The following is a 13,183-nucleotide window of genomic DNA, read 5'->3' as shown; positions in this document are numbered from 1 at the left end:
GCTCCGTTCAAGGCTTTCGCATGACCTTCGCTGACAACCTGCGCCAATTGCCCTCCATTGCCCACCTGGCCGCCCTGCAACTGCTGGACGACGCCGGCCAGGTGGTGGCCACCATTCCCAACCAGCCGGGCAAGACGGGCTCGCTGACCGTGTACGCCGCGCTGGCCGCCAAGCACGGCGGCATCACCGTCGCCGCGGCGCAGGAAGGCCTGGAACTGTTCGCCGAACACACCGCCGATGCCCGCCAGCATCCCGGCAGCCATCCCAACATCGACCGGCTGCTGCAGGTGATCGCCACGGGCCAGGGCTACCGCGTGGCACTGGTGCAGGCCTGAGCTGCCACGCACACTCGCCAACCCAGCACCTCATACTCAAAAACGCCTCCAGCCCTTGCACAGCAAGCGCTAGGCGCTATCAAAAGCATAAAAAAAGCAGCCAGAGGCTGCTTTTTTGCTACGGCCGCGGCCTTTACCTGCGCTGCGGCGGCACGTCCGTGCAACTGCCGTGGGCAATCTCCGCCGCCATGCCGATGCTCTCGCCCAGCGTGGGGTGCGGGTGGATGGTCTTGCCGATGTCCACCGCGTCGGCGCCCATCTCGATGGCCAGGGCGATCTCGCCGATCATGTCGCCGGCGTGCGTGCCAACGATGCCGCCGCCCAGGATGCGGCCGTGGCCGTGCGCCTCGGGGCTGTCGTCGAACAGCAGCTTGGTAAAGCCCTCGTCACGGCCGTTGGCGATGGCGCGGCCGCTGGCCGCCCAGGGGAACAGGCCTTTCTTGACCTTGATGCCCTGCGCCTTGGCCTGATCCTCGGTCAGGCCCACCCAGGCCACTTCGGGGTCGGTATAGGCCACGCTCGGGATCACGCGGGCGTTGAAGGCGGCGCTTGCCAGTTCCTTGTTGCCCTGCAGTTCGCCGGCGATGACCTCGGCCGCCACGTGCGCCTCGTGCACCGCCTTGTGCGCAAGCATGGGCTGGCCCACGATGTCGCCGATGGCGAAGATGTGCGGCACGTTGGTGCGCATCTGGATGTCGACGTTGATGAAGCCGCGGTCCGTCACGGCGACGCCGGCCTTCTCGGCGGCGATCTTCTTGCCGTTGGGGGTGCGGCCCACGGCCTGCAGCACCAGGTCGTACACCTGGGGCTCGGGCACCGTGACGCCGTCCTTGGCGGGCGCGAAGCTCACCTTGATACCTTCGGGCGTGGCCTCGGCGGCCACGGTCTTGGTATTCAGCATCACGTTGTCGAAACGGTGCTGGTTCATCTTCTGCCATACCTTGACCAGGTCGCGGTCAGCGCCCTGCATCAGACCGTCCAGCATCTCCACCACGTCCAGGCGCGCGCCCAGCGTGCTGTACACCGTGCCCATTTCCAGGCCGATGATGCCGCCGCCCAGGATCAGCATGCGTTTGGGCACGTCCTTGAGCGCCAGCGCACCGGTGGAATCCACCACGCGCGGATCGTCGGGCATGAACGGCAGGCGCACGGCCTGGCTGCCGGCGGCGATGATGGCGCGCTTGAACGCCACCACCTTCTTGGCGCCGGTCTTGTCCTGGCTGGTGCCGGTGGTTTCCTCCACCTCCAGGTGGTTGGCGCCGACGAAGTGGCCGTAGCCGCGCAGCACGGTCACCTTGCGCATCTTGGCCATCTGCGCCAGCCCGCCGGTCAGCTTGCCGATGACCTTTTCCTTGTGGCCGCGCAGGGTGTCGATGTGGACCTGCGGCGCGCCGAAGTCGATGCCGGCGCTCTTCAGGTGGCTCACCTCGTCCATCACCGCGGCCACGTGCAGCAGCGCCTTGGAGGGAATGCAGCCCACGTTCAGGCACACGCCGCCCAGGGTGGCGTAGCGCTCGACCAGCACCACGTTCAGGCCCAGGTCGGCGGCGCGGAAGGCGGCGCTGTAACCGCCGGGGCCGCCACCCAGCACCAGCACATCGCACTCCACGTCGGCACTGCCGCCGAAGCTGGCCGCTTCGGTTTTAGGAGCTGCTGGCGCTTGAGCAGCGTGCGCTGGAGCCGGTTTTGACTCAGATGGCGGCGCGCTGGGCGTGCTCGCCGCGGCAGGGGCCGCAGCCGGCGCCGCCGCTCCCTGCGCCACTTCCAGCGTCAGCAGCACGGAACCCTCGGCCACCTTGTCGCCCAGCTTGACCTTGAGCTCCTTGACCACGCCGGCGTGGCTGCTGGGAATCTCCATGGAGGCCTTGTCGGACTCCACGGTGACCAGGCTCTGCTCGGCCCGGATGGTGTCGCCCGGCTGCACCAGCACTTCGATCACGCCCACCTCGGCGAAGTCGCCGATGTCGGGCACCTTGATGTCGATGATTGCCATATGTTGTGCTCCGTCCTTACAGCAGGATGCGGCGGTAGTCCGCCAACACCTGGCCCAGGTAGGCGTTGAAGCGCGCGGCAGAGGCGCCGTCGATCACGCGGTGGTCGTACGACAGGCTCAGCGGCAGCGTGAGGCGCGGCACGAACTGCTGGCCGTCCCACACGGGCTTCATCTGGCTCTTGGACAGACCGAGGATGGCCACCTCGGGCGCATTGATGATGGGGGTGAAATGCGTGCCGCCAATGCCGCCCAGCGAGCTGATCGACATGCTGCCGCCCTGCATGTCGGCCGCACCCAGCTTGCCGTCGCGGGCCTTCTTGGCCAGCTCGGCCATCTCGGCGCTGATTTGCAGGATGCCCTTCTTGTCGGCATCTTTCAGCACGGGCACCACCAGGCCGTTGGGCGTGTCGGCCGCAAAGCCGATGTGGAAGTACTGCTTGTAGACCAGGGCGTCGCCGTCCAGGCTGGCGTTGAACTCGGGGAACTTCTTCAGCGCCGCGACCACGGCCTTGATGACGAAGGCCAGCATGGTGACCTTGACGCCGCTCTTCTCGTTCTCCTTGTTGGTGGAGACGCGGAAGGCTTCCAGCTCGGTGATGTCGGCCTCGTCGTTGTTGGTGACGTGGGGAATCATCACCCAGTTGCGCGACAGGTTGGCGCCGCTGATCTTCTTGATGCGCGACAGCTCCTTGCGCTCAACGGGGCCGAACTTGGCAAAGTCCACCTTGGGCCACGGCAGCAGGTCCAGGCTCACCCCTGAGCCACCCGCAGCGGGCGCCTTGCTGCCCTGTGCCTGGGTCTGCAGCGCACCGCTCATCACCTGGCGCGTGAAGGCCGCCACGTCCTCCTGCGTGATGCGGCCCTTGATGCCCGTGCCCTTGACCTCCGCCAGCGGCACACCCAGTTCGCGGGCGAACTTGCGCACCGAGGGGCTGGCGTGCGGCAGGCCCGGCGTGGGCGTCGAGGGCTGGTGGGCCGGCACGGGCGCCGTTGCCGTTGCCGCAGCTGGTGCGGGCGCGGGCGCGGAGGCCTGAGCCGCCACGGGCGCGGCAGCGGCCGCTGGTGTAGAAGCCTGCGCCGGGGCGGCGGCACCTTCAAGCACCGCCACGAGGTCGCCCACATTGATCTTGTCGCCGATCTTGACCTTGAGCTCCTTGAGCACGCCGGCGGCGGGCGAAGGGATCTCCATCGAGGCCTTGTCGGACTCCACGGTGAACAGCGACTGCTCCACCTTGACCGCATCGCCGGGCTGGACCAGCAACTCGATCACGGCGACGTCCTTGAAGTCACCGATGTCGGGCACACGCACCTCAACCGCGCCACCACCCGCAGCAGGGGCGGCGGGTGCAGCAGGCGCGACCGGTGCTTGCATTTCGATAGCTGCCGGCGCTTGTGCGGCGGGCGCTGGAGCCGGTTTTTCATCAGAAGCAGCGGCTTCGCCCGCGGCCTCCAGCACGGCGATCACGCTGCCTTGCTTGACCTTGTCGCCCAGCTGGACCTTGAGTTCCTTGACCACACCCGCGTGGCTCGACGGGATTTCCATTGAGGCCTTGTCGGACTCCACGGTGATCAGCGACTGCTCCGCCTTCACCGTGTCGCCCACCTTGACCAGCAGCTCGATCACGCCGACTTCGTCGAAGTCGCCGATGTCGGGAACCTGGATGTTTACCAATGCCATTGTCTTGTCTCCCGGGCCATCAGGCGTGCAAGGGGTTGATCTTCTCGGTCTGGATGCCGTACTTGGCAATCGCCTCGGCCACCTTCGCCTTGGGCAGCTTGCCCTCGTCGGCCAAGGCGCTGAGCGCGGCCACGGTGATGTAGTGGCAGTTGACCTCGAAGTGCTCGCGCAGGCGGTAGCGGAAGTCGCTGCGGCCAAAGCCGTCGGTACCCAGCACGGTGTAGGAGCGCCCATCGGGAATGAAGGCGCGGATCTGCTCGGCGTAGTTCTTCATGTAGTCGGTGGACGCCACCACGGGGCCCGGGCGGCCGCCCAGCTGCTGCGCCACGAAGGACACGCGCGGTGTCTCCAGCGGATGCAGCAGGTTCCAGCGCGCCACGTCCTGGCCCTCGCGGGTCAGCTCGTTGAAGCTGGTGCAGCTCCACACGTCGGCTTGCACGCCCCAGTCGGCGGCGAGCAGCTTCTGCGCCTCGATCGATTCGCGCAGGATCGAGCCCGAGCCCAGCAGCTGCACGCGCTTGTCGCCGTCCGCTCCGGCCTTGCACAGGTACATGCCCTTGATGATCTGCTCTTCCGTGCCCGGCTGCAGGCCCGGCATGGCGTAGTTCTCATTGAGCAGCGTGATGTAGTAGTAGACGTTTTCCTGCTTCTCCACCATGCGCTTCAGGCCGTCCTGCATGATGACCGCCACCTCGTGCGCGAAGGTCGGGTCGTAGCTCACGCAGTTGGGAATGGTGTTGGCCAGGATGTGGCTGTGGCCGTCCTCGTGCTGCAGGCCTTCGCCGTTGAGCGTGGTGCGGCCCGACGTGCCCCCCAGGATGAAGCCGCGCGCCTGCATGTCGCCCGCGGCCCAGGCGAAATCGCCAAAGCGCTGGAAGCCGAACATCGAGTAGTACACGTAGAACGGGATCATGATGCGGTTGTTCGTCGAATACGACGTCGCCGCAGCGATCCACGAGCACATGCCGCCCGCCTCGTTGATGCCCTCCTGAAGAATCTGACCGGCCTTGTCTTCCTTGTAGTACATCACCTGGTCGCGGTCGACCGGGGTGTAGAGCTGGCCCTTGGGGTTGTAGATGCCAATCTGGCGGAACAATCCCTCCATGCCGAAGGTACGCGCCTCATCCACCAGGATGGGCACCACGCGCGGACCCAGGGCCTTGTCGCGCAGCAGTTGCGTGAGAAAGCGCACGTAGGCCTGGGTGGTGGAGATCTCGCGGCCCTCGGCGGTGGGCTCCAGCACGGCCTTGAACGTCTCCAGCGCCGGCACGGTGAAACTCTCGTCGGCGTGCGTGCGACGCTGCGGCAGGTAGCCGCCCAGGGCCTTGCGACGCTCGTGCAGGTACTTCATTTCCGGCGTGTCGTCGGCCGGCTTGTAGTAGGGCAGCTTGTCCAGCTCGCTGTCGGGGATCGGGATGTTGAAGCGGTCGCGGATGTACTTGATGTCCTCGTCCGACAGCTTCTTGGTCTGGTGCACGGTGTTCTTGCCCTCACCGGCCTTGCCCATGCCGTAACCCTTGACGGTCTTGACCAGCAACACCGTGGGCTGACCCTGGTGTTCATTGGCCGCATGGAAGGCGGCGTACACCTTCTCGGGGTCGTGGCCGCCGCGGCGCAGTTCCCAGATCTCGTCGTCGCTCAGGTGCTCCACGAGCTTGGCCGTCTCGGGGTACCTGCCGAAGAAATGCTTGCGGATATACGCGCCGTCCATGACGCGGTAGGTCTGGTAGTCGCCGTCCAGCGTCTCCATCATCAGCTGCTTGAGCTTGCCGCTCTTGTCGCGCGCCAGCAGTTCGTCCCAGCCCTTGCCCCAGATCAGCTTGATGACGTTCCAGCCCGAGCCGCGGAAGGCACCCTCCAGTTCCTGGATGATCTTGCCGTTGCCACGCACCGGGCCATCCAGGCGCTGCAGGTTGCAGTTGATGACGAAGATCAGGTTGTCGAGCCCTTCGCGCGCCGCCAGCCCGATGGCGCCCAGGCTCTCCGGCTCGTCCATCTCGCCGTCGCCCAGGAAGATCCAGACCTTGCGGTTCTCGGTGTTGGCGATGCCGCGCGCGTGCAGGTACTTGAGAAAGCGCGCCTGGTAGATGGCCATCATCGGCCCCAGGCCCATGGACACCGTGGGGAACTGCCAGAAGCCCGGCATCAGCTTGGGGTGCGGGTAGCTGGACAGGCCCTTGCCGCCCACTTCCTGGCGGAAGTTTTCGAGTTGGTCCTCGGTGATGCGGCCTTCCAGGTAGGCGCGGGCGTAGATGCCGGGCGCGCTGTGGCCCTGGAAATAGATGCAATCGCCGCCGTGGCTCTCGCTCTCGGCATGCCAGAAATGGTTGAAGCCCGCGCCCCACATGGAGGCCAGCGAAGCGAAGGAGCCGATGTGGCCGCCCAGGTCGCCGCCGTCATGCGGATGCAGGCGGTTGGCGCGCACCACCATGGCCATGGCATTCCAGCGCATGTAGGCGCGCAGGCGCTTCTCGATGGCGATATTGCCGGGGCAGCGGGCCTCCTGGTCCGGCTCGATGGTGTTCACGTATCCCGTATTGGCGGAGAACGGCAGGTCAATACTGCTCTGGCGGGCCTGCTCCAGCAATTGCTCCAGCAGGAAGTGGGCACGCTCCGGCCCCTCCTTGTCGATCACTGCCGACAGCGCGTCCAGCCATTCGCGGGTTTCCTGTTGGTCGATGTCGGTAGCGGTCAGGACTTTGGTCGGATCAGACATACCTGTCTCCTTGATTCAGTGGCAATAACGGTAATACGGGCGCGAGTTTCGCACAAATTTTCATCATTTCAAATGATGCTTTTTCATCTCTTAATATGAAAAATTGCTGCGATTGCACATTATTTCTTCAGATGAAATCGCTCCCGCGAAGCCTTTAAACTCCGCGCCCATGGAGTCCCCTGTCGCGCCCTCTTCCACCGTGTCTGCCGTTAAAACCCCGGCGCGCTGGTGGCGTGCCTGGTGGCGCAGCCTCTCGCCCACGCGCCAGGACCGGTTCGCGGCGCTGGCGCCCGTGGCATCGGTGCTGATGTTCCTCGCTGCCATCGTGGCCTCGTTCTGGTATTTGCGCACGGAAGAGGTGGAACGCGAGAAGGAAGCCCTCAGGCGCGACGTGGAATACGCCCAGCAGCGCGTGCGTTTGCGCTTGCTGGAGCGGCAAGAGCAGATCATGCGCATCGCGCGCGATCTATCCAACCAGGATGTGGAGCGCGCGGACTTCGGCAGCCGCGCCGAGCCGCTCATCAGCCAGTACCCCGAGCTGCAGGCCATCACCTGGATCGACGAGCGCCGGCGCATCCGCGCCAGCCACGCCGCGCCTGCCGTGACCAGCAGCCAGCTGCGCGTGGGCGGGGAGGTGCTCAAGCCCGGCGAGACCACCAACCTCTTTAACGCCGTCCGCGACCTGCAACAGCCGCTGTATTCGCAACCCACGGCCACCGAGGGCGAGAGCGCGCCCCTGCTGCAACTGCAGGTGCCCCTGTCGCCCCAGGGCAAGTTCGGCGGCGTGGTGCTGGCGGAATACTCCATCGACAGCCTGCTGCGCTACGGCACTCCCACGGAGGTGCTGGCGCGCTACGCCGTCACGTTGCTGGACGGCAATGGCCGCACCTTGGCGGGCACGCCCCTGCCCCCGCGCACCAATGCACTGCTGCCCTGGACCACCAAGGCCAACCAGTACGAGATCCCGGTCTCCCCGGTGGGCAACGGCCTCGTGATGCGGGCGCAGGCGTACCGTACGTCGCTGGGCGTGGTGGGCAGCGGGCTGTTCTGGCTCGTGGGCACGCTCAGCGTGATGACGGCATGGATGCTCATCGCCACCTGGCGGCACACGCGCAGGCGGCTGCAGGCCCAGGAAGCACTGGTGGCAGAAACCAACTTCCGCCGGGCGATGGAGAACTCCATCCTCACCGGCATGCGCGCGCTGGACCTGGAGGGCCGCATCACCTATGTGAACGCCGCGTTCTGCCAGATGACAGGCTGGACCGAGGCCGAGCTGGTCGGGCAGACCCCGCCCTACAGCTACTGGCCCGAGGGCGAATATGAGTCGCTGCACGCCAATCTGCGCGACGAACTCTCGGGCAAGACCGTGCCCGGTGGATTCCAGGTACGCGTGCGGCGCAAGAGCGGCACGCTGTTCGATGCGCGCCTGTACGTCTCGCCGCTGATCGACGCACGCGGTCACCAAACGGGCTGGATGACCTCGATGACCGATATCACCGAGCCCAACCGCGTGCGCGAGCAACTCACCGCCTCGCATGAGCGCTTCACCATCGTGCTGGAGGCGCTGGACGCCTCCGTCTCCGTGGCGCCGCTGGGGAGCGAGGAGCTGCTGTTTGCCAACCGCCTGTACCGCCAATGGTTCGGCTCGCAGACCAGCGGCCACCTGCAACTGGTGGCGCAGGCAGGCGTGCTGCCCACCTCCTACAGTTCCGGCGGCATGGACGACGAAGATGGCCTGATGGGCCTGCCCACCGACTCGCTGACCAGCGCCCGTTCGGAGAACGCCGAGATCTACCTGCCCGATCTGGGCAAGTGGCTGGAGGTGCGCTCGCGCTACCTGAACTGGGTGGACGGCCGGTTGGCGCAAATGGTCATTGCCACCGACATCACGCCGCGCCGCCAGGCCGAGGAGCAGGCCGCGCGCCAGGCCGAACGCGCCCAGTCGGTCAGCCGCCTCATCACCATGGGCGAGATGGCCTCCAGCGTAGCCCACGAACTCAACCAGCCGCTCACCGCCATCAGCAACTATTGCAGCGGCATGGTCTCGCGCATCCAGGGCGGCCAGATCAGCGAGGAGGCACTGCTCACGGCGCTGCAAAAGACCGCCCACCAGGCGCAGCGCGCCGGCCAGATCATCCAGCGCATCCGCGCCTTCGTGAAAAAAAGCGAACCCAACCGCACGCTGGCCGACGTGCACGAGATGGTGAGCGAAGCGGTGGAACTGGCCGACATCGAGCTGCGGCGCCACAACGTCCACCTGACGCACTACGTCGCCGCCCGGCTGCCCCAGGTGATGGCCGACACGATCCTGATCGAGCAGGTGCTCATCAACCTGATGAAGAACGGCGCCGAGTCCATCGCCCAGGCCCACCGCCCCCCATCCGGACGCAGCGTGGAGCTGCGCGTGGTGCCGCGCCATGTGGATGGCCGCGGGGTGATCGAGTTTTCGGTGCAGGACACGGGCAAGGGCCTGGCCCCGGAAGTGCTGGCGCACCTGTTCGAGGCATTCTTCTCCACCAAGAGCGAAGGCATGGGCATGGGCCTGAACCTGTGCCGCAGCATCGTCGAGTCGCACCAGGGCCGGATGCACGCGGAGAACCTCTACAATGGATCGGAGGTCACCGGCTGCCGGTTCTCCTTCTGGCTTCCGCTCGCCACTGCTGCGGATGCCACTATCAATTCCGCAGCAACGTCAACCCCAAGGACTATTGCATGAGTTTGATTCCGAAAAAAGGCACCGTCTATGTCGTCGACGACGACGAAGCCGTCCGCGACTCGCTCCAGTGGCTGCTGGAGGGCAAGGACTACCGTGTACGCTGCTTTGATTCGGCGGAATCGTTCCTCGCACGCTATGACCCGCGCGAAGTCGCCTGCCTGATCGTGGACATCCGCATGGGCGGCATGACGGGCCTGGAGCTGCAGGACCGCCTGGTCGAACGCAAGTCACCCCTGCCCATCGTCTTCATCACCGGTCACGGCGACGTCCCCATGGCCGTGAACACCATGAAGAAAGGCGCGCTGGACTTCATCCAGAAACCCTTCAACGAAGAAGAGTTGCTGGGCCTGGTTGAGCGCATGCTGGACCATGCACGCGAAGCCTTTGCCGACTACCAGCAGGCCGCCAGCCGCGACGCGCTGCTGTCCAAGCTCACCAGCCGCGAGGCGCAGGTGCTGGAACGCATCGTTGCCGGCCGCCTGAACAAGCAGATCGCCGACGACCTGGGCATCAGCATCAAGACGGTGGAGGCGCACCGCGCCAACATCATGGAAAAGCTCAACGCCAACACCGTGGCCGACCTGCTCAAGATTGCCCTGGGGCCAGGTAGCGCCAAGGCCTAATTGCTCCGTTTTTAATAGCTGCCTGCGCATACCAGACAAGCGCCAGGCAGCTTTTTCATTTGTATCGTGGATTCATCAATGACAGCCCAACTGATCGACGGCAACGCCCTCTCCCGCCAACTGCGCACTGAAGTCGCCGCGCGCACGGCCGCGCTGAAAGACCGCGGCATCAGCCCTGGCCTCGCAGTGGTGCTGGTGGGCGACAACCCTGCCAGCCAGGTCTACGTGCGCAACAAGGTCAAGGCTTGCGAGGACGTGGGCTTTCACTCGGTGCTGGAAAAGTACGACGCCAGCATGACCGAAGAACAGCTGCTGGCGCGCGTGCAGGCGCTGAACAACGACCCCAGCATCCACGGCATCCTGGTGCAACTGCCGCTGCCCAAGCACATCGACGACCACAAGGTCATCGAAGCGATCTCGCCCCTCAAGGACGTGGACGGCTTTCACGTCGCCAGCGCCGGGGCACTGATGGTGGGCGAGGTGGGCTTCAAGGCCTGCACGCCTTACGGCTGCATGAAGATGCTCGAATCCATCGGTATGAAGGACCTGCGCGGCAAGCACGCCGTGGTCATCGGTCGCTCCAACATCGTGGGAAAACCCATGGCCATGATGCTGCTGGCAGCCAACGCCACCGTCACGGTCTGCCACAGCGGCACGGCGGATCTTGCCGCCATGACGCGCCAGGCCGATGTGGTGGTGGCTGCCGTGGGCAAGCGCAACGTGCTCACGGCCGACATGGTCAAACCCGGCGCCGTGGTGATCGACGTGGGCATGAACCGCAATGACGAAGGCAAGCTCTGCGGCGACGTGGACTTCGAGGGCGTCAAGCAGGTGGCGGGTTACATCACGCCAGTGCCCGGCGGCGTGGGCCCGATGACAATTACCATGCTCCTGGTGAACACCCTGGAAGCGGCTGAGCGCCTCTGACGCGAGGCACCCCTGACCCGAGTGCCGGTGGGCGCGCGTTTGCGCCAACGGCTTGAACCCACTCACGGCAACGCCATCTAAGCCAGCATGAGCAATCCCCTCCTCGACTTCTCGGGCCACATTCCCTTCGACCGCATCACCCCCGCCGACGTAGCCCCTGCGGTGGATGTGCTGCTGCAACGCGCAGACGGCGCACTGGAAACCGTCACCCAGCCGGACTTCCCGGCCCGCTGGGATGCGATTGCGCAGGTACTGGATGTCGCCACCGAGGAACTGGGCCGCGCATGGGGCGCCGTCAGCCACCTCAACAGCGTGGCGGACACGCCCGAGCTGCGCGCCGCCTACAACGAGGCGCTGCCCAAGGTCACCGAGTTCTGGACCCGCCTGGGCGCCGACGAGCGCCTGTACGCCAAATACAAGGCGATCGACCCCGCCACGCTCAACCCGGAACAGCGGCAGGCGCACAGCAATGCGATCCGCAACTTCGTGCTGTCGGGCGCCGAGCTGCAGGGCGCAGCCAAGGAGCGCTTTGCCGCCATCCAGGAACGCCAGGCCGAGTTGCAGCAAAAGTTCAGCGAGAACGCGCTGGACGCCACCGACGCCTACGCCTACTACGCCACGGCCGAGGAGCTGGACGGCGTGCCGGCCGACGTGCAGAACGCCGCCCGCGCCGCGGCCCAGGCCGAGGGCAAGGACGGTTACAAGCTCACGCTGAAGATGCCGTGCTACCTGCCGGTGATGCAGTTCGCCACCAGCAGTGCCCTGCGCGAGAAGCTCTACCACGCCTACGTCACACGCGCATCGGACCAGGCCAGCGGCGACGCCGCGCGTTTCGACAACACCGCCGTGATGGCCGAGATCCTCGCGCTGCGCAAGGAAGAGGCGCAGCTGCTGGGGTATGGCAATTTCGGCCAGGTGTCGCTGGTGCCCAAGATGGCGCAGTCGCCCGAACAAGTCATCCACTTCCTGCGGGACCTGGCGCACCGCGCCCGGCCCTTTGCGGAGAAGGACGTAGCCGACCTGCGCGCCTTTGCCGCTGAGCATTTGGGCCTGGCCAACCCCCAGTCCTGGGACTGGCCCTACATCTCCGAGAAACTCAAGGAAGCGCGCTACGCCTTCAGTGAGCAGGAGGTCAAGCAGTACTTCACGGCGCCCAAGGTGCTGGCCGGGCTGTTCAAGATCGTCGAGACGCTGTTCGAGGTGGCCATCCGCCGCGACGTCGCGCCCGTATGGAACAGCGCCGTGGAGTTCTACCGCATCGAGCGCGGCGGCGAGCTGGTGGGTCAGTTCTACCTGGACCAGCCTGCCCGCCAGGGCAAGCGCGGCGGGGCCTGGATGGACGATGCGCGCGCCCGCTGGCTGCGCCCGGACACGGGCCTGCTGCAGACACCGGTGGCGCATCTGGTGTGCAACTTCGCCGACGGGGTGGACGGCCGCCCACCCCTGCTCACGCACGACGACGTGATCACCCTGTTCCATGAATTCGGCCATGGCCTGCACCACATGCTCACCCAGGTGAACGAGCGCGACGTGTCAGGCATCAGCGGCGTGGAATGGGACGCCGTGGAACTGCCCAGCCAGTTCATGGAGAACTTCTGCTGGGAATGGGAAGTGCTGCGCCACATGACCGCCCATGTGGACACGGGCGAGCCGCTGCCGCGCCCGCTGTACGACAAGATGATCGCGGCCAAGAACTTCCAGGCCGGCATGGCCACGCTGCGCCAGATCGAGTTTGCGTTGTTCGACATGCTGCTGCACACCGAGCACGACCCCCAAGGCGACGTGCTGGCGCTGCTGGACCGCGTGCGCGACGAAGTGGCCGTGCTCAAGCCTCCCGCCTTCAGCCGCTCGGCCCACACGTTCAGCCATATCTTCGCGGGCGGCTACGCGGCGGGGTATTACAGCTACAAGTGGGCCGAGGTACTCAGCGCCGACGCGTATGCCGCGTTCGAGGAAACTGCCGGCGCGGGCGGGGAGCCCAGCGCGGAGACCGGCCGGCGCTACCGCCAGGCCATCCTGGAAGCGGGCGGCAGCCGCCCCGCCATGGACTCCTTCAAGGCCTTCCGCGGCCGCGAACCCACACTGGACGCGCTGCTGCGCCACCAGGGCATGGCAGCATAAAAGTGAGCGGTTCGCGCTTGTCTGCCGGGCGTTTGCGCCTGCTTTCTACTGAAAAATGGCTTGCAGCAAGCGCG

General features: G+C 66.0%; 8 protein-coding genes. 5 read left to right on the top strand and 3 right to left on the bottom strand.

The annotated features are described in order from the left end of the window. The first annotated feature begins 20 nt into the window (after positions 1 to 20). A complete protein-coding gene (locus I3K84_RS03445; protein ID WP_172206795.1) occupies positions 21 to 335 on the top strand; it encodes a DUF2322 family protein in 315 nt (104 codons plus the stop codon). A gap of 133 nt (positions 336 to 468) precedes the next feature. Here the strand turns inward: I3K84_RS03445 and lpdA are convergent, their stop codons facing one another. Genes lpdA through aceE form a run of 3 tightly spaced genes read right to left on the bottom strand, consistent with a single transcriptional unit; the run spans position 469 to position 6,722 of the window. Further along, entirely contained in the window at positions 469 to 2,328 is a 1,860-nt protein-coding gene (gene lpdA, locus I3K84_RS03440) for a dihydrolipoyl dehydrogenase (protein WP_196995519.1), read from the bottom strand. A 16-nt stretch (positions 2,329 to 2,344) separates the two neighbouring features. Then, entirely contained in the window at positions 2,345 to 4,006 is a 1,662-nt protein-coding gene (gene aceF / locus I3K84_RS03435; protein WP_196995518.1) for a dihydrolipoyllysine-residue acetyltransferase, read from the bottom strand. 19 nt (positions 4,007 to 4,025) lie between these two features. Further along, positions 4,026 to 6,722 (bottom strand): pyruvate dehydrogenase (acetyl-transferring), homodimeric type, encoded by a 2,697-nt coding sequence (aceE, locus tag I3K84_RS03430; RefSeq protein WP_196995517.1) that lies wholly within the window; start codon positions 6,720 to 6,722, stop codon positions 4,026 to 4,028. A 169-nt stretch (positions 6,723 to 6,891) separates the two neighbouring features. On the opposite strand from aceE, the gene I3K84_RS03425 reads away from it, so the two are divergent. The 4 genes from I3K84_RS03425 to I3K84_RS03410 all read left to right on the top strand — a co-directional run bounded on the left by I3K84_RS03425 (position 6,892) and on the right by I3K84_RS03410 (position 13,109). After that, entirely contained in the window at positions 6,892 to 9,438 is a 2,547-nt protein-coding gene (locus tag I3K84_RS03425) for a PAS domain S-box protein (RefSeq protein ID WP_015913204.1), read from the top strand. Further along, entirely contained in the window at positions 9,435 to 10,061 is a 627-nt protein-coding gene (locus tag I3K84_RS03420) for a response regulator transcription factor (protein ID WP_011805358.1), read from the top strand. Before I3K84_RS03425 ends, I3K84_RS03420 begins: the two co-directional genes overlap by 4 nt. 78 nt (positions 10,062 to 10,139) lie before the next feature. Beyond that, positions 10,140 to 10,988: a bifunctional methylenetetrahydrofolate dehydrogenase/methenyltetrahydrofolate cyclohydrolase FolD gene (gene folD, locus I3K84_RS03415; protein WP_172206778.1), complete on the top strand. Its 849-nt coding sequence runs from the start codon at positions 10,140 to 10,142 to the stop codon at positions 10,986 to 10,988. An 87-nt stretch (positions 10,989 to 11,075) separates the two neighbouring features. Continuing rightward, complete coding sequence (locus I3K84_RS03410; protein WP_047350347.1) at positions 11,076 to 13,109, top strand: M3 family metallopeptidase; 2,034 nt, start codon at positions 11,076 to 11,078, stop codon at positions 13,107 to 13,109. The last annotated feature ends 74 nt before the right edge of the window (positions 13,110 to 13,183 follow it).

Source organism: Diaphorobacter sp. JS3051 (assembly GCF_015832135.1).
Classification (GTDB): Bacteria; Pseudomonadota; Gammaproteobacteria; order Burkholderiales; family Burkholderiaceae_C; genus Diaphorobacter; species Diaphorobacter nitroreducens.
Note: the sequence above shows the minus strand (reverse complement) of the source record. Positions and strands in the feature narration are given on the sequence as shown.